10 protein-coding genes and 1 rRNA gene are annotated in these 17,388 nt (G+C 72.8%); 4 read left to right on the top strand and 7 right to left on the bottom strand.

What is annotated here, in order from left to right:
• Window positions 1-22 precede the first annotated feature (22 nt).
• Together OP04_RS14210 and OP04_RS14215 are read left to right on the top strand one after the other, a co-directional pair.
• Entirely contained in the window at window positions 23-793 is a 771-nt protein-coding gene (locus OP04_RS14210) for an ABC transporter permease (RefSeq protein WP_033340095.1), read from the top strand.
• Entirely contained in the window at window positions 790-1,566 is a 777-nt protein-coding gene (locus OP04_RS14215) for an ABC transporter permease (RefSeq protein WP_033340096.1), read from the top strand. The genes OP04_RS14210 and OP04_RS14215 overlap by 4 nt, the downstream gene beginning before the upstream one ends.
• Before the next feature lie 36 nt (window positions 1,567-1,602).
• On the opposite strand, the gene OP04_RS14220 is transcribed toward OP04_RS14215, so the two are convergent.
• Both OP04_RS14220 and ndk read right to left on the bottom strand, forming a co-directional pair.
• Window positions 1,603-3,138, bottom strand: a complete 1,536-nt coding sequence (locus tag OP04_RS14220; protein ID WP_033340097.1) for an alkaline phosphatase D family protein — start codon at window positions 3,136-3,138, stop codon at window positions 1,603-1,605.
• A gap of 281 nt (window positions 3,139-3,419) precedes the next feature.
• Entirely contained in the window at window positions 3,420-3,845 is a 426-nt protein-coding gene (gene ndk / locus OP04_RS14225) for a nucleoside-diphosphate kinase (RefSeq protein ID WP_033340098.1), read from the bottom strand.
• Between the two features lie 176 nt (window positions 3,846-4,021).
• On the opposite strand from ndk, the gene OP04_RS55590 reads away from it, so the two are divergent.
• Window positions 4,022-10,444 (top strand): VOC family protein, encoded by a 6,423-nt coding sequence (locus tag OP04_RS55590; protein ID WP_033340099.1) that lies wholly within the window; start codon window positions 4,022-4,024, stop codon window positions 10,442-10,444.
• Complete coding sequence (locus tag OP04_RS14235) at window positions 10,420-11,805, top strand: glycosyltransferase 87 family protein (protein ID WP_051797876.1); 1,386 nt, start codon at window positions 10,420-10,422, stop codon at window positions 11,803-11,805. The genes OP04_RS55590 and OP04_RS14235 overlap by 25 nt, the downstream gene beginning before the upstream one ends.
• On the opposite strand, the gene OP04_RS14240 is transcribed toward OP04_RS14235, so the two are convergent.
• The 5 genes from OP04_RS14240 to rrf form a co-directional block, all read right to left on the bottom strand.
• The gene (locus tag OP04_RS14240) at window positions 11,756-12,787 is read right to left on the bottom strand and encodes a winged helix DNA-binding domain-containing protein (protein WP_033340100.1); all 1,032 of its coding nucleotides are present in this window, start codon (window positions 12,785-12,787) and stop codon (window positions 11,756-11,758) included. The genes OP04_RS14235 and OP04_RS14240 overlap by 50 nt on opposite strands.
• Window positions 12,788-12,845: 58 nt before the next feature.
• The gene (locus OP04_RS14245) at window positions 12,846-13,199 is read right to left on the bottom strand and encodes a DUF4233 domain-containing protein (RefSeq protein WP_033340101.1); all 354 of its coding nucleotides are present in this window, start codon (window positions 13,197-13,199) and stop codon (window positions 12,846-12,848) included.
• The gene (locus OP04_RS14250; RefSeq protein WP_033340102.1) at window positions 13,196-14,521 is read right to left on the bottom strand and encodes a bifunctional folylpolyglutamate synthase/dihydrofolate synthase; all 1,326 of its coding nucleotides are present in this window, start codon (window positions 14,519-14,521) and stop codon (window positions 13,196-13,198) included. Before OP04_RS14250 ends, OP04_RS14245 begins: the two co-directional genes overlap by 4 nt.
• Window positions 14,518-17,142, bottom strand: a complete 2,625-nt coding sequence (locus tag OP04_RS14255; RefSeq protein WP_033340103.1) for a valine--tRNA ligase — start codon at window positions 17,140-17,142, stop codon at window positions 14,518-14,520. Before OP04_RS14255 ends, OP04_RS14250 begins: the two co-directional genes overlap by 4 nt.
• Before the next feature lie 172 nt (window positions 17,143-17,314).
• A 5S ribosomal RNA gene (gene rrf / locus OP04_RS56980) occupies window positions 17,315-17,388 on the bottom strand; the annotation flags it as partial.

Genomic DNA, 17,388 nt, shown 5'->3' on the forward strand with positions numbered 1-17,388 from the left:
GGAGCGAAGCGGAGGAGACGGCATGAAAACGTTGCGCATGCTGCTGATGGGGATGCTGTTCCACCTCAAGCACTCGTCCCGGTCGCCGTTCGAGATCGGCTCGTTCGTGGTGGTGCCGATCGTGCAGGCCACGCTCGCGGTCTACCTGTTCCGCGCGGCCGCGGAGCCGCAGAAGCTGCTGCAGGCCGCGGTCGGCGCCGGGATGATGGGCGTCTGGTCGTCCGTGCTGTTCGGCGCCGGCGGTGCGATCCAGATGCAGCGCTGGCAGGGCACGCTGGAGATGCTGATGCTGGCGCCGCGGCGGCCGGTGATGGTGTTCCTGCCGATCACGCTGGCGAACGGCGCGATGGGCAGTTACGCGCTGCTGGCCACGCTGGCCTGGGGCCGGGTGCTCTACGGCATCGAGCTGGACTTCGCGCACCCGTTCGCTTTCCCGGTCGCGGCGCTGGTCACCGTGCTCTCGCTGGGCGCGTTCGGCATCCTGCTGGCGTCGCTGTTCATCCTGGTCCGCCACGCGAACGCGTTCATGAACGCGCTGGAGTACCCGATCTGGCTGCTCTCCGGCATGCTGCTGCCGATCGCGTCGCTGCCGGCCTGGACCGGCCCGATCGCGGCCGCGCTGCCGACCACCTGGGGTGCGCGAGCGCTGCGCGAGGCGACCGCGGGCGGCGCGGTCTGGCCGTCGCTCGGGCTCTGTGCCGTGATCAGCGCGGTCTGCCTCGGTCTCGGCGCGCTGGCCCTGGTCCACGTGGAGCGCAAGGCGCGCGCGGCCGCGACGTTGGCGCTCGCATGAGGCTCCTGGGCCTGGGCAGCGTGATCGCCTACCGTGCGCTCTTCAACTGGACCACGCCGATCGTGTTCGTCGGCTCGCTGCTGATCGGCCCGCTGTTCCAGCTGATCTTCTTCGCCTACGTGGGCCGGGAGCTGGCCGTCGGCGACGACCGGTTCTACATCGTCGGCAACGCGGTGCTCTCCGTCGCGTGGACCTGCGTGTTCGGTGGCACGATGGCGATCGGCAACGAGCGCCGGTTCGGCACGCTCGGGCACGTGCTGCTCTCCCCGCGCAGCCGCACGCTGATCTTCCTCGGCCGGGCCACCCCGTACGCCGCGAACGGCCTGCTCGTGGCCGCGGTGATCCTGACCGTCGGCGCGCTGCTGCTCGGCCTGCACATCCCGGCGTCCGCGATCCCGCTGCTGGCGTTGTGCCTGGCCGTGAGCGCGGTGGCGTGCGCGTTCTTCGGGCTGACGCTGGGCGCGCTCGGACTGCGGTTCCGCGACATCTGGGTCATCTCGAACGTGACGACCGCGCTGATGGTGCTGCTCACCGGCGTGAACGTGCCGTTCGACCAGTTGCCCTGGTTCCTGCGGGCGATCGGCGCCGCGCTGCCGGTCACGCACGCGGCCGCGGCGGCCCGGGACGCGGCGGGCGGCGCCGGACTGACTGGGATCGCCCCGAACCTGCTCACCGAGGCCGGGATCGGTGTCGCCTACGCCGTGCTGGCCGCGGTGCTGCTCCGGATCTTCGAGGCCGAGTCCCGGCGCCGGGCGTCGCTCGACACGCTGTGAGGACCGGGCGTCCTGCCAGACGCCCGGTCCACCCGGTCACGGCTTCGGCAGCGTCTTCCGGAACAGCGACTTCCCGTCGATGTCGCGCAGGTCGACGGTCAGCGCCTGGCTGCGCGCGTCGATGTTGACCTCGCCGAAGTGCTGGAATCCGGCGTACGGCGAGGTGTTCGCGGCCGGCGGCGCGTTCACGAACACCGCCTCCGGGCCGAACGTGCCGTCCAGCGCGTTCGGCCCGAACGCGCCCGCGTGCGCCGGGCCGGACACGAACTCCCAGAACGGCGTGAAGTCCTGTACCGCCGCGCGCGCCGGGTCGTAGTGGTGCGCGGCCGTGTAGTGCACGTCCGCGGTCAGGAACACGATGCCGGTGACGTGCGCCCGGTGCGCCTCGCGCAGCACGGTGTGGAACTCCAGCTCACGGCCGCGCGGCGCGCCCGGGTCACCCTGGGCCACGCCCTCCTGCGCGGCCGCGCCGTCCGGCACGACCAGGCCGATCGGCAGGTCGTTCGCGATCACCTTCCAGGTGGCCGTCGAGCGCTTGAGGCCGTCGATCAGCCAGCGCTTCTGCGTCTCGCCCAGCAGGCCGCGGTGCGGGTCGGCGTAGGTATTGCCGTCGTTGACGTCCTTCTTCGTGCGCATGTCCAGCACGAACACGTCCAGCAGCGGGCCGTACGAGAGCTTGCGGTAGATGGGACCGGACAGGTCCGGGATCGGCACGTACTCGAAGTACGCCTGGCGGGAGCGCCGGGCCAGCACGTCCACGCGCTTCTCCGTGTACCGGGCGTCGTCCAGGATCTCGCCCGGGTACCAGTTGTTCGTGACCTCGTGGTCGTCCCACTGGTTGACCTGCGGCACCTCGGCCGCGAACGCCCTGTACGGGTCGTCGAGCAGGTTGTAGGCGAACTGGCCCCGGTACTCGTCCAGCGTCTCGGCCACCTTGGACTTCGCCTCGGTCATCACGTTCGTCCACACCGTGCCGTCCGGCAGCGTCACCGTCTCGGTGAGCGGGCCGTCCGCGTAGACCGTGTCGCCGCTGTGCAGGAAGAAGTCGGGCGTACGGGCGCGCATCGAGGAGAAGATCCGCATGCCGCCGAACGCCGGGTTGATCCCCCAGCCCTGCCCGGCCACGTCACCGGTCCACACGAACCGGATGTCGCTCCGGTCCGTGGGCGCGGTGGTCAGCGAGCCGATCAGCGGTGCACTGGCCTGGCGCTCGCCCTCCACCCGTACCCGGTAGAAGATCTTCTCGCCGGACGGCAGGTCACGCAGCCGCACCTTGCCGGTGAAGTCCGAGCCGGCGCCCAGCTGCGGCCCGCGGACCAGCCGCGCACCCCGGAGGTCCGGCCGCCGGCTGACCTCCACCAGCATCCGCCCGGCCCGATCCGACCGGGTCCACACGATCGCCGAGTTCGCGGTCGCGTCGCCGCTCTGCACCCCGTGCGTCAGCACCGGCCGGCCACCCGGGTGGAACGCCGGCGACGCGCTCGCGCCCGCCGTGTTGATCAGCTGCGCGCCCAGAATGCCGGCCCCGGCGCCGAGCCCGGCCCGGAAGAGTCCACGTCTGTCGATAGTCATGCACGTGGTCTATCGACCGAACCTTGCGCAACGTTGACAATCCGCCGAATCCCACGCGAAACCCGTCCGGCGCTTCCCGGGGCCGAGCCCGGACCGCACGATGCGTGGTCGCGGCGGGCGCGCACGGGGTTGTGGTGACCACCCACGGATCCGAGGCCGCGGGAGCGCGCGGAACCGGACCACGCTGGAAGCGGGACAGCGGTTTCCGGCTCTTGATCTGGCTCTTGATCGGCAGGCCGCGCGGGCGGCGGGCGGCCCGCGCGGCGCTCAGGACGACGTGATCAGGCCTGGCCGGGGAACCAGAGGTCGATCTCGCGCTTGGCGCTCTCCGGCGAGTCGGAGGCGTGCACCAGGTTCTCGCGGTTGGAGAGCGAGAAGTCGCCGCGGATCGTGCCGGAGGCGGCCTTGCGGCCGTCGGTCGCGCCGATCAGGCCGCGGGTCACCGTGATCGCCTCGTCGCCGGAGAGGACCAGCGCCACCAGCGGGCCGCTGGTCACGAACGTGCGCAGCGGCGGGTACCACGGCTGCGCGGTGTGCTCGGCGTAGTGCGCGTCCGCGGCGTCGGCGTCGATCGTGCGCAGCTCCATCGCGTCGATCGTCAGGCCCTTGCGCTCGAACCGGCCGAGCAGCTCGCCGACGAGGCCACGGCGGACCGCGTCGGGCTTGAGGAGGACGAGCGTGCGCTCGGCCGGGGTGGTGGTGGACACCGAACTGCCTCCTGGGGTGGATCTTCGAGAGTCACTGATGGATCGGGCGTGACGTTGGGTACTCAGACTAATAGCCCCTGGTTGCGGCGCAGCCGTCACCCAGCGGATGACCTGGCCCTTCCCATCCGCCCGCGAACCGGCCTAGCCTGGTTTTCAACACTCCCAGGAGGTCCACTGTGGCGAACGGTACCCGACCGATCGCGCCGATCCGCAAGGTCAGCGCGGCCGTCCTCGGCACCATCGCGGTGTTCATCATGCTGTTCGGCGCCGGCATGCAGAGCTGGCCGATCGCCGCGCTCGGCATCGCGCTGCTCGTGCTCGCCATCAGCCTGCTGGTGACGAACGTGATGCGGCGCGGCCCGCGTGCGCTGGTCCAGGGCACGGCGCGCGTCGACTCCATCTCCGAGCGGCCGCCGTCCACGCTGACCTACGGCCGCGCCGAGATGCGGGTGTGGATCGACGCACCCGGCCTGCCCGCCGCCGACGTGCGCATCCGGGACCCGCGCGTGCCGGTCGACAAGTGGCCCGACCCCGGCGCCGTGCTGCCCGTCCTGGTCGCCATGGACGACATGCGGTACGCACGGATCCAGTGGGACGAGGTGCTCACCCACGCCGAGGCCGCGGCCGGCATGGGCGAGGGGCCGGCCGGCTTCCTGGGCCAGCACGACGACGACGTGGACGAGATGCTCCGCGAGGCCGAGCAGACCCCCTGGGACCGGCGGGCCGAGGACAACCCCGGCGGGACGCCGTTATACACCGACGAGCCGTACGGGACGGACCCGTACGGTGCGGAGTCGTACCCGCCGGAGCCCCCGTCCGGTGGCGGCAGCAGCCCGGCCGGCGCGGACATCCCGCACGTCCGCACGCCCGAGGACGACCACCCGATCGTCATCCGTGAGACGCGCGGCGGCGGAATAGTGCTGGAGGGCAGCTTCGTCGCGAAGGACGACCCCAGCGTCACCCAGCTCCCGCACCGCGCCCGCCGTCCCCGCCCGCACCGTACCGACGCGGCCGGCGGCTACCCGACCGGGACCGCGGTGGCGGACCCGCCGGGCAGCGCCTGGTCGACCGCGCCCGGCTACCAGGATGACGACGACGAGGACGACGAGCCGGAGCTGATCTCCGACCTGGACAGGCCGGCCAACGAGGACTACTCGCCGCGTCGGACCGAGCGGGACCCGGGCATGGGCTCGGCGTACTCGCCGCGCGGCTCGACCGCGCCGTCCACCGCCGCCGGCTACTCGCCGCGGGGCACGGGCGACCCGGTCGACCTCGGCGAGGGATATTCGCCGCGGACCGTCCGCCCGACGTCGCGGGACGACGACACGGAACCGGGCCGCGACGGCTACTCGCCCCGTGAGACGCGTACGGAGGGACGGTCGGCCGCCCGGCCCCGGAGCACGGACGACGATGCGGAGGACGACACAGGCACGCCGTCCCCCTCGGCGGCCCGCGACCGGCGAACCGAGGAGGACGTGGCGTCGGCCCACTCGCCGTCCCCGTTCGTGGACGACGAGGCGTACGCGGACTACGACGACGTGGACCTGTTCGCCGATTCCGACCGGGAGACGACGGCGGACGCCGGCGGGACTGCGGCGTCGCGATCCCGTAATCGGCGTGATCAGGAGGGCGGGGAGCACGAGGCGGAGGAGTCGGTCGACGACCGGCCGTCGGCGCGTGACCGGTTCGCGCCTGCGGGAAACGAGGACGAGCCGCTGTCCGGTCGGGACCGTTATGTCGCCGCTCCGTCGTCGGCTGCGGCTGGGGACGAATCGGAGGACTCCAGGCCGGCGTATGCCAGGTGGGCGGTTCCGGGACCGGCGGTGTCGGCACCGGGGGCGTCCGCCGGGCCGGTCCCGGACGTCGGGTACGAACGCGATTCGGCCGACGATGACGACGATCTGTACGAGGAGCCGCCGTGGGTCACCGGTCAGGACCGGGACCGGCGGGCGGACGAGGCCACGGCGCCGGAGAGCGGCCGAGGTCCGGAGGACGGTGGGCGCGGTCCGGCTCAAGGGGCGTCGGGAGCCGGCGGCGGGGATCGGCAGGCGGAGGAGCGCGCGGGAGCAGAGGCCGGGCGAGATCAGGCGGCCGGTGACCGGCGTGTTCCCGGGCAGGGGCCGACGCCGGCCACCGGGCGCGACCGGGACGAGGGCGACGACGGCCGGAGCGAGTTCTCGGCGATGGCGAGCGGCGGGGAGCTGAACGAAGGCCCAGTGGGCGATACCGGTGGACGCCCGGCAGGCGGTGCTGGAGGGCGCCCTGCAGGCGGGCCCGCCGGTTCCGGCCGCGGGTCGTCGGGAGGCCCGTTGAAGGGGCTCGTCGCCGGGGTCAAGGGCATCTTCGGACGCCTGGCCGGCCCGCCGGAGCAGAGCGGCGAGGACGGACCCGCCGCCCGCAAGCTGGCCACCGCACCACGGCCTGTTGCCCGGCCCTCAGGCGATGCCGACGTCTCGCTGGGCGAGCGTCCGCGGGCGCCTCGTCCTCGGCCGGCCACCGGTGATCGTCAGGTGGCACCCCGCCCCGGCGACGACCGGCCCGCGCCCGGTGGCCGCAGTTCCTCGGACCTCGACGACCTGGATTTCCCGATCGACGACGAGCCGGCTTCCGGGGCGGTATCCGAGACGACCTCGGGGACGGCCTCCGCAGCGATGCCGGCGAGTGGCGCCACCGGCGCGGCCGGTGTCGCTCCGGCGGATGCGCCGGCCGACGCAGGTTCTCGGACGCGCGCCGGCTCGACCGGCGCGGGCTCGGCAGACACGCCGACCGGCACAGGTCCGTCGGCGGACGCCGGATCCGCGACAACGGCCACGGGGGCCTCGACCGAGATGCCGGCCGGCGCGGGCTCTCAGCCGGGTGGCGAATCTACGGCGGCTGCGACCGATGGGGCCTCGACCGGAACCGGCTCCCGGGCAGGCGTTGGATCCGCGGCGGAGACCGGTGTGGCTTCCGGAGCCGCGTCGACCAGCGCGGATGCCGCGAGGAAGACCGAATCTCCACCAGGGAAGGCCGAAGCGCGGGCTACGACGCCCGGAGCGTCGGTGGACGATGACATCGACCTTCCGCTGCACGACGATCTTGATCTACCGCTGGACGACGGACCTCAGCCGGCCTCGTCCGGACCGGTCGTGCCCGACGGGCGGACCGCTTCGACGCTGGATCCGCTGCCGCTGATCGCCCCTACGGACACCGAACCCGACACCCCCGGCCCCGACGACCACGTCTCCCCTGCACCGGGCACCGCGGGCGGCGTGGCCTCCTCGACCGGCGTGGCGCCGCGACGCGGCGCCGGTGAGTCGGGTCACGCGCCCAGCGAGACGGGACGCACCACCGGCGAGCCGGGACGCGCCGCGAAGGGTGCCGGCGCGGCCACGACAGGCACCGACGCCACCGCAAACGGCCTGGGCTCGGCACCGCTGATCGGCGGCGAGCCGGGCCGCACCGCAAGCGCCTCCGGCCCAGCTCCAGCAGGCTCCACCGGCTCTACCGGCGTCACGGACGAAGCGACCTCCACGCCGGGATCCGGCCGGACGCCGGATGGGCCGGTCGGAGGCACGGGCCCGGCGACGGCGACCCACACGGACGGCGGCGCTGCTGAGCGGGCCGGTATGCCCGGGTCGGATGCGCAACCCGCTGACCGCGGCCGCGGCCCCGACCTGAGCACCGACGACACCGTCGTCGGCGGCGCGGCGACACGGGATATCCGCGACGCTGAGACGGGCGGCGTTACCCCAGGCGAGGAGTTGCCTCGGAGGAGTCGGACCACCTGGGCGAGCACGCCTCTGCCTGCCGATGCTCCGGGCGCGCTCCCCCGCCGCATCGTCTCGAGCAGGAACGCGGACCGCCCGAGCAGTGACACCTCCGCCGGAAACCGCGGTGCCGCGGCCTCGGACGCCACCGGCACGGGCAGCACCGCAGACACTCCCCGGCCGGCCGATGTCCCGGACGTACTCCCGCGCCGCATCGTCTCGGGCAGAAACACGGATCGCCCGAGCGGCAGCGCCGCCGGAAACCGCGGCGCTACGTCCCCAGGCACCGCAGATACCGGCAGCGCCACAGGTCGCACGGCGTCCCCGAGCACGACCGGCAGGGGGAACGCCACAGGCGACACGGCGGATCTCACGGGCCGCACCACCGACGCGGGCGGCACGACCGGCACAGGCAGCGCGAGCCGTGCAACTGACGTGGGCGGCACAGCGGACGCCGGCGGCACGACAACCGGCGCCGGCGGTTCGACAGGTTCGGCCTGGACGGCCGGAGCTGCGGCCACGGACGCCGCATCGGGGCCGGCCGGGTCCGCCGGGAGTCGGCGGCCCGCCGAGTCCGCGTGGTCGACGCCGCCCGGGGCCGTTCGGCGTCATCCTCCGTCGCCGGCCGCGGGTACCGGGCGCACGATCTCGGCCAGCCCGAATCCCTATGACCTGACCGCGCCCGACTCCGCTCCGGAGGATCCGGGTTCGGCCGGGGCGGGTGGCACGGGATCTCCGTCCGCGCGCTTCGTGGCGCCGGTAACGGCGGATCCGGCAACCGCGACCGCACCGCCGACCGCTCACCCGGGACGGCCGACCGCGCCACCCGAGCCGACCACCACGGCCGAGCCCATCACCGTGGGGCGGCCCTCCGACGCCGATCTGGCCGCCACCGGACCTCACCCGACCGCCACGTCTGAGCCCGGCACCCGACACAGGTCGGCCCCCACGCCTGACCAGACCACCGGACACCGGCCGACCGCCTCGCCCGAAACGACCGATCCACGGGCGGCCTGGTCGCAGTCGACCGGGTCGCAGCCGACCGTGCAGCGATCCGGCACGCCGGAAGCCGGCGTGGCCCCGGCCGCGCAGCCGGGCACGACGCCGCCGAACCCTCGGCTGCAGCGCCCGGCCGGGAACAAGATCGGTCCGCCTCGGCTGCCGAAGCGACAGACCACGATCGAGATGACGCTGATCTCGCCGCATTCCCTGCCGATGCGGCCGTTGGAGCCGGAGACCCCGCCCTCCGCCGGTACGGACAGGCCGGTCTCGCCTGCTCCGTCCGACACGGAGGACCGGGTGACGGCCGGCACCACCGAGGATCTCGACTGGCGCCGGCCGGCCACGCCTGCGGTCTCCGCTCCGGAGACCGCACCGGCCGCCGGGCCCTCGTCTCGCCCCGCCACCGATGACGACTGGCGCCGGCCGACAGACCCGGGCACCACTCGCACCGGCGAAACCCCGCAATCCGGCCAGGGATCCGCCTCACGCCCGGTCCGGGAAACCTCCGATGTGGACGGCCTCCGCACAGACCGCACCGATACGCCCGCATCGGCGCGCGGGCCGGCGGACCCCGAGTTCAGGGCCGCGGGCAACACCGGTTTCGCAGACCCCGGGCCTTCTCGCACCGCCACCACGCCGGCATCGGGCACCACAGATACCGCCACGCCGGCCGCAGGCACCACCACGGCGGCCGCAGGCGCCACACCCGCCCACACCACCGGCACGCCAACCACCGGCACGTCAACCGCCCGCACGTCAGCCACCGGCACGCCGACCACCGACGATGAAACCGCTGATACCTCCACCGGTGGTACGCCCCACCGGACTCCTGAGGACACCGGAAGAAGCGTCAGCACCGACCCGGCCGCTCCCGTCACCACTGCCGGCGGCAGCACCGCTGCCTCCGGAGACGAAGCGGACAAGCCAACCGCAGCGGACACCGCGCCACACGAGGACGGGTCGAACGACGGCCTCGGCACCGTGCTCGGCGCGCGGGTGGTCCCGGGTTCGTGGAGCGCCGGTGACACACCACCGGCAGCCCTGCTCACGCCGCCCGTCATCACCGGCCCCGGGGATTCCCCGTCCGCGGAAGCCCCGAGCGCACCCACCGCCGAGGCTCCGGCCGACGCATCCGCCACGGGAGCCTCGCCCGGCGCACCCACCACAGCAGCGCCGGCAGACGCACCCGCCTCGGCGACCGGCGAGTCCGGCAGCGGCACCGTCACGACCGGCGCCCACGCCGCTCCGCGCCCGCTCGAGCTGGGCGGGGGCGACGGCGCGCGGGTCTCCGGGATCGGCACCGTCGGCTGGCGGGACGTGGATCCGGCCACCGCGCCGGACCGGCCGCTGAGCCGGGGTGCGCACCGGTCCGAGGAGGTCAGGGCGCGGTCGCGGTTCGCGGACGAGCCGGAGGCCGGGGCGGTGGATGACCTGATCACGGCGTATCCGAGTGCCCGCCCGGGGGCGGCCGGTGGCATTCACGGCGTCGGCATCACGATCCTGGTGACGGAGCTGGACCGGTCGAGCGAGTTCTACCGGGACATGCTCGGCTTCCACGAGATCGACCGGGGCGAGCGGAACGTGTTCCTCGCATCCGGGGACACCCGGCTGGTGTTGCGGACCGTGTCGGAGACGCTGCCGGTCAACGTACGCACCGTGCACCTCAACCTTGAGGTCAGCGACGTGCAGGCGGTCTACGACGCGCTGCGGCGGAAGGGTGTGTCGTTCGTGCACGAGCCGCGGGCCGTGAACCGGGGCGAGAAGCTGGAGCTGTGGGCCGCCGCGTTCAGTGACCCGGACGGCAATGGCATTACGGTGTCCCAATGGAGATCCGCCCCACCCGTGTGACCTGGCCCGGCCGCCCTCGGACGGGGGCGGCCGTGCTGTGGGTGGTCTTCGTGGTGGCCGCGGTCGTCTCGTCCGTGCTGGTGCTGCGTCGCCCGCCGGACGACCGCCTCTCCGACCTGCACATCTACTACGGCGCGGCGGAGGCGGTCCGGGCCGGCGACGCGCTCTACGGGTTCGTTGCGGAGAACGGCGGCCCGTTCACGTACCCCCCGTTCGCCGCGGTGTTGTTCGTGATGCTGACCTGGGTCCCGGAGTTGACGCTGCGGATCGTCTGGCTGACCGCGACGGCCGCGGCCGTGGCCGGGCTCGGCGTGACGTTGGCGCACCTGCTGGGCCGTCGCGCGGGGCTGTGGGCGCCGGGCATCGCGATCACGGTGCTGGTCACCGCGTCCGCGCAGAGCAATCTGCGGTTCGGCCAGGTCAGCGTGTTCCTGGTGCTGATGGCGCTGGCCGACGCGGCCGGTCTGACGCCCGCGCGGCACCGCGGCGTGCTGATCGGGCTGGCCGCCGCGATCAAGCTGACCCCGCTGCTCTTCGTGCTCTTCTTCGTCTCCTCACGGCAAATCGCTCCGGCGGTACGCGCGAGCGCCACCTTCCTCGGCTGTGCGCTGGTGGGCGCGGCCGTGCTGCCGGGGGACAGCTGGACCTACTGGTCGGGCACGTTCCTGCACACGTCCCGGATCGGCGACCTGACGTCGACCGGCAACCAGTCGATCAACGGTGTGCTGCTGCGCGCGGGCGTGCCCGAACACGTGCTGACGCCGGTCTGGCTGGCCCTGGCCGCCGCGGTCTGCCTGGTGGCGCTGTGGCAGGCCCGCCGCGCCCAGCTCGCCGCCGAGCCGCTGCGCGCCGCCGTCGTGATCGGTTGCGCGACCGTCGCCGCCTCCCCGGTCTCCTGGACCCACCACCAGATCTGGCCCGCGCTGGCCGCCATCATCCTGATCATGGGGTCGGGCAGGCCGCTGTCCCCGGCGTCGGGCGAGCGCGCGACACCGGACGGTCCGGCGGCACCGGTTCAGCATCCGCGCAGCCCCGCGGCACCAAGCGACACCACGCTGCCAGGCGAACTCCCACCGCGAAACGACACCCCGATGCCAAGCGAGATCCCACCGCGAAGCGGCACTACGCCGTCTGCCGTCGGCGTGACGGCCGGGCGCGCGGCGGGGATCGCGGGCGTGGCGCTGCTGGCCACCATGATCGTCTCGTTCGGCGCGGTCGCGGGCGCGCTCCACGCGTACCCCCTGCTGCAGTTTCTGGGTGACAACGCCCGCGCCCTGGGCGCGGTCGCCGTCTGTCTGGCAGGCCTCGGCATCACCGCGGCCGCATCAGCGCCGTCGTCACCCGTGCCGGAAACGCGGTGAACGGCGTCGCCTCGACGCCACCGCCCTTCCCCCGTTTCCAGACTCCGGTCACCCGCCCGCGGTCGATCACGGTCGGCCGGAACACGCCGTTGTTCCCGGGCACGATGAGCTGTGCGAACTCCGGATCGAGCACCGCCCCGCGCTCCCCGTAGCCGAGGATGAACTCGTCGAAGCCGGGCAGCAGGTGCACCCCCAGCGCGTCCTTCCGGTGTCCGGCGAAGAGGTCGGGCGTGCCCGGGTCCATCAGGTGCTCCACGCCGTCGATGCCGACCGCGAGCAGCGACGGCCGGGCCACGGCGATCCCGGTGCGGCAGTCCGCCGCGAGCAGCCCGGTCCAGCGTGCGAAGTCGCGCGCGGTCGCCGGCCCGTGGCTGCGGAAGTAGCGCAGCGCCAGTTCCCCGAGCGCCTCCTCCCGGTGCGGCCGCCGCGGCGCCGTGATCCACTCCTCGGCCAGCACCAGGTGCTGCTCACCGTCGCGGACCGGCCCGAAGCAGACCAGCGTGTGCAGCGCACAGTGCCAGAGCAGGTGATATCCGCGCTGGCCCGCGGTGCTGACGCCGCCCTCGTCCCACAGCGCCATCAGCTCCGCGCGTGACAGCGACCGCCCGCCGGTCAGCGCCCCGGTCAGCAGGTCTCGGGCCCGCGCGATGATCTCGTCGTCGAGCCCGAGCGCGGCCCGCCGGGACGCGGACGCGGCCAGCGTGCGCGCGGACGTCAGCCCGAGGATCCACCCGAGATCCTCGGCCGCGGTGAGGTGCAGCGTGCCGCGCATCGGCCAGGACTTGACGATCGCGCCGGCGGTGAACGCGCCCGGCACGTCGCCGCCGCCCGCGCGGAGCAGCACGGACTCGGCCGCACCGCGCGGGTCCTGCGCCTGCATGGCGGTCATCCACCGGACCGCCTCGGCCGCGGTCGCGAAGCCGGGCCCCGCGATCCGCTGTGCCACCAGCCGTAGCGGCCCCACCTGCTCACTCGTCGTCACGACGCCGAGCTTAGGGCCTGTGTCGACGTGGAAGTCGATACAGGCCCGAAGGCCGAACCTACGACAGAATCTGCTTCCTGACGTGCAACGCGTAGAGCCAGACCAGGCCGAAGATGACGCCGAGCGCGGCCAGCGACCAGTGCAGGAAGCCGCCGGCCAGCAGCGCGACCTGGATCGCGCTGCCGCCGTGCCACGCCCACGCCCGGCCCATCAGTCCGGCCAGCACCACCGACGCCACGGTCAGCGTGATGACCAGGCCGATCGCGATCGGGCCGAGGTCGCCGCCGAGCAGCCGGATCGGCTGGATCGCCAGGAGCAGGATTACGGCTTCCATGATCAACGTCCCGGCGCCGAGCCCGCGGACCGCGCCCGCGGGGTTCCGCAGGCCGGAGGGCTTGCGCTCGTCGGTCATCGTTTCAGCAGCGTCCTGGCGTCCGCGACCGTCACCATCGAGCCGGTGATCAGCACGCCGACGCCGCTCATGCCGCCCTCGGTGTCGGACTCGGCGAGCTCGACGGCCCGCTCGATCGCGTCCGGCATGCTCGGCACCACGTGGACGCGGTCCTCGCCGAAGATCTCGTCCGCGATCACGGCGAGCGCCTCCGGGTCCATGCAGCGCGGCGACGAGTTCCGCGTGATGATGATCTCGGAGAGGACCGGTTCGAGCAGCTCCAGCACGCCGTCCGCGTCCTTGTCGCCGAGCATGGCGACGATGCCGACCAGGTTCCGGAACATGAACTCGTCCTCGACGGCCTTGACCGTCGCGGCCATGCCGTGCGGGTTGTGCGCGCCGTCGACCAGGATCGTCGGCGCGTGCCGGACCCGCTCCAGCCGGCCGGGCGAGTCGACCTTCGCGAAACCCTCGCGGACGATCTCGTCGCTCAGCTCCTTGGCCTGGCCCGCGCCGAGGAACGCCTCGACGGCCGCGAGCGCCAGCGCCGCGTTCTGCGCCTGGTGCTCGCCGTGCAGCGGCAGGAAGATCTCGTCGTACCGGGCGCCGAGGCCCTGCAGGCTGACCACCTGGCCGCCGAGCGCGACAGCGCGCTCGATCACCCGGAACTCGCCGCCCTCGCGGGCGAGCGTGGCACCGACGTCCGCGCAGCGCTGCAGCAGCGGCCGGGCCGCCTCCTCGTCCTGCACCGCGGTGATGACGGTGGAGCCGGCGTGGATGATGCCGGACTTCGCCAGCGCGATGTCCTCGATCGTGTCGCCGAGCCACTCCTGGTGGTCCAGGCCGATCGGCGTGATCACGCAGACGCCGGCCTGGATGACGTTGGTGGCGTCGTCCGCGCCGCCGAGCCCGACCTCGATCACGGCCACGTCCACCGGCGCGTCCGCGAACGTCGCGAACGCCAGCGCCGTGGTCATGTCGAAGTAGGTCAGTGGCTCCGCCGACCGCGCGTCGACCATGTCCGCGAGCGGCTCGACCTCGGTGTAGACGGCCGCGAACCGCTCCTCCGAGACCGGGTCGCCGTCCAGGCTGATCCGCTCGCGCACCGACTCGAGGTGCGGGCTGGTGTACCGGCCGGTGTGCAGCCCGTACGCCCGCAGCAGCGAGTCGATCATGCGGGCCGTGGACGTCTTCCCGTTCGTACCCGTGAGGTGAATGGTGGGGTAGGCCCTCTGCGGGCTTCCGAGCACGTCGAGCAGATCCTCGATCTTGCCGAGGTCGAACTCCATGCGGGTGAAACCGCGCCCGTCGAGCGCGGCCACCGCCTCTTTGTAAGTGCTCATGCTGTGGGCAATGCCTCCAGAGCCGTGGCGATTCGCGTCAAGTCTGCCTCGGCCGCGGCCAGCCGCTCCTTGATCTTCGTCACCACGGCCTCCGGCGCCTTGCCGATGAACGCCTCGTTGCCGAGTTTGGCCTGGCACTGCGCCTGCTCCTTGGCCGCGGCGGCCCGGTCCTTCTCCAGCCGCGCCCGCTCCGCCTTCACGTCGATCGTGCCGCGCGTGTCCAGCGCGACCGTGACCGCGTCGGAGACGGCCAGCGTCGCGGACGCGGCGAAGTCGTCACCGGCCGCGTCGAGCCGGGCCAGCGAGCGGATCAGCGACTCGTGCGCCACGATGCCGGCCACGTCCAGCCCGTCCAGGCGTGCCGTGACCCGCTGGGTCGGCTTGACGCCCTGGTCGGAGCGGAAGCGGCGGATCTCGGTGACCACCTTCTGCAGCGTGGCGACCTCGGTCTCGGCCGCGTCGTCGATCAGCGCCGGGACCGCGACCGGCCACGGGGCCAGCACGATCGTCTCGCCGCCGGTCAGCGCCAGCCACAGCTCCTCGGTCACGAACGGCACGATCGGGTGCAGCAGCTTGAGCAGGTTGTCCAGCACCTCGCCGAGCACGCGCCGGGTCGCGTCCGCCGCCGGGCCACCGGCCTGGAGCACCGGCTTGGCCAGCTCCAGGTACCAGTCGCAGACGTCGTCCCACGCGAAGTGGTAGAGCGTGTCGCAGACCTTGGCGAACTCGAACGCCTCGAAGTACTGGTCGACCTCCGCGGTCACGTGCTGCAGCCGCGACAGGATCCAGCGGTCCACCGTGGACAGCTCGGCCGGCAGCTCACCATTGATGGTCGCGCCGTTCAGCATCGCGAACCGGGTCGCGTTCCACAGCTTGTTGTTGAAGTTCCGCGAGCCCTGCGTCCACTCCTCGGAGACCGCGACGTCCGAACCCGGGTTGGCGCCGCGGGCCAGCGCGAACCGGGTCGCGTCCGCACCGAAACGCTCGATCCAGTCCAGCGGGTCGACGACGTTGCCGAACGACTTCGACATCTTCTTGCCGTACTGGTCGCGGACCATGCCGTGCAGCGTCACCACGTCGAACGGCTGCTTGCCGTCCATCGCGTACAGCCCGAACATCATCATCCGGGCCACCCAGAAGAACAGGATGTCGTAGCCGGTGACCAGCACGGACGTCGGGTAGAACTTGGCCAGCTCCGGCGTCTGCTCCGGCCAGCCCAGCGTGGAGAACGGCCACAGGCCGGACGAGAACCAGGTGTCCAGCACGTCCTCGTCCTGGCGCCAGCCCTCGCCGGCCGGCGGCTCCTCGTCCGGGCCGACGCAGACGATCTCGCCGTCCGGGCCGTACCAGACCGGAATCCGGTGACCCCACCACAGCTGACGCGAGATGCACCAGTCGTGCATGTTGTCGACCCAGGCGAAGTAGCGCTTGGCCAGCTCCGGCGGCTCGATCCGCACCCGGCCGTCACGCACGGCGTCGCCCGCGGCCTGCGCCAGCGGCGTGGTGTTGACGAACCACTGCAGCGACAGCCGCGGCTCGACCGTGGTCTTGCAGCGGGAGCAGTGACCGACCGCGTGCTCGTACGGCCGCTTCTCCGCCACGATCCGGCCCTCGGCCCGCAGCGCCGCCACGATCGCCGGGCGCGCCTCGAACCGGTCCAGACCCTCGAACGGGCCGGGCACGGAGATCACCGCGCGCTCGTCCATCACGGTCAGGCTCGGCAGGTTGTGCCGCTGGCCGATCTCGAAGTCGTTCGGGTCGTGGGCCGGCGTCACCTTCACGGCGCCGGTGCCGAAACTCGGGTCGACGTGCTCGTCCGCCACGATCGGGATGCGACGGCCGGTCAGCGGCAGCTCGACCTCCGTACCCACCAGGTGCTTGTAACGCTCGTCGTCCGGGTGGACCGCGACCGCGGTGTCACCCAGCATCGTCTCCGCACGCGTGGTGGCCACGACGATCGCGTTCGCCCCGTCGCCGTAGCGGATCGAGACCAGCTCGCCCTCGTCGTTGGTGTGCTCCACCTCGATGTCGGACAGCGCGGTCAGGCAGCGCGGGCACCAGTTGATGATCCGGTTCGCCCGGTAGATCAGGCCGTCGTCGAACATCTTCTTGAACACGGTCTGCACCGCGCGGGACAGACCCTCGTCCATGGTGAACCGCTCACGGCTCCAGTCCACGGAGTCGCCGAGCCGCCGCATCTGGCCCAGGATCGCGCCGCCGGACTCCGCCTTCCACTCCCAGACACGCGCGACGAACGCCTCGCGCCCCAGGTCATGGCGGGACTGGCCGCTGGCGGCGAGCTTGCGCTCCACCACGTTCTGCGTGGCGATGCCGGCGTGGTCCATGCCAGGCAGCCACAGCGTCTCGAAGCCCTGCATCCGCTTGCGACGGATGATCGCGTCCTGGATCGTGTGGTCCAGCGCGTGGCCGACGTGCAGCGAACCCGTCACGTTCGGCGGCGGGATCACGATCGTGAACGGCGGCTTGTCGCTGGCCGGGTCCGCCGTGAAGTAGCCCTTTCCTACCCACGTCTCGTACCGCCGCTGCTCTACCTCAGCCGGCGCGTACTGGCTGGGGAGTTCGGTGGTCACGTTCGTGCGGGCATCCGTCGTGTCGGTCACCCGTCGATTCTACGGACGCGCACCCACCCGCCGACCGCCGCACCCCTTACCGCCCCTCAACCCCAAGATCAAGGGCATTCGAGGGTACGGATGGGAGCGGCCCGATCCGGCCGAGCGCGGCCGTAAACGCACTTAGGGCCACCCCATATGGGGTGGCCCTAAGTAATAAGAAGTCCGGCGGTGTCCTACTCTCCCACACCCTCCCGAGTGCAGTACCATCGGCGCTGGTGGGCTTAGCTTCCGGGT

The sequence above is a fragment of the Catenuloplanes japonicus genome, from assembly GCF_000717135.1.
In the GTDB taxonomy this organism is placed as follows: Bacteria; Actinomycetota; Actinomycetes; order Mycobacteriales; family Micromonosporaceae; genus Catenuloplanes; species Catenuloplanes japonicus.

Coding starts and splice junctions, on each gene's coding strand:
- OP04_RS14245 (WP_033340101.1), bottom strand. CDS start 13,199: ATGACCGACGAGCGCAAGCCCTCCGGCCTGCGGAACCCCGCGGGCGCG.
- OP04_RS14220 (WP_033340097.1), bottom strand. CDS start 3,138: ATGACTATCGACAGACGTGGACTCTTCCGGGCCGGGCTCGGCGCCGGG.
- OP04_RS14250 (WP_033340102.1), bottom strand. CDS start 14,521: ATGAGCACTTACAAAGAGGCGGTGGCCGCGCTCGACGGGCGCGGTTTC.
- OP04_RS14215 (WP_033340096.1), top strand. CDS start 790: ATGAGGCTCCTGGGCCTGGGCAGCGTGATCGCCTACCGTGCGCTCTTC.
- OP04_RS14235 (WP_051797876.1), top strand. CDS start 10,420: ATGGAGATCCGCCCCACCCGTGTGACCTGGCCCGGCCGCCCTCGGACG.
- OP04_RS14210 (WP_033340095.1), top strand. CDS start 23: ATGAAAACGTTGCGCATGCTGCTGATGGGGATGCTGTTCCACCTCAAG.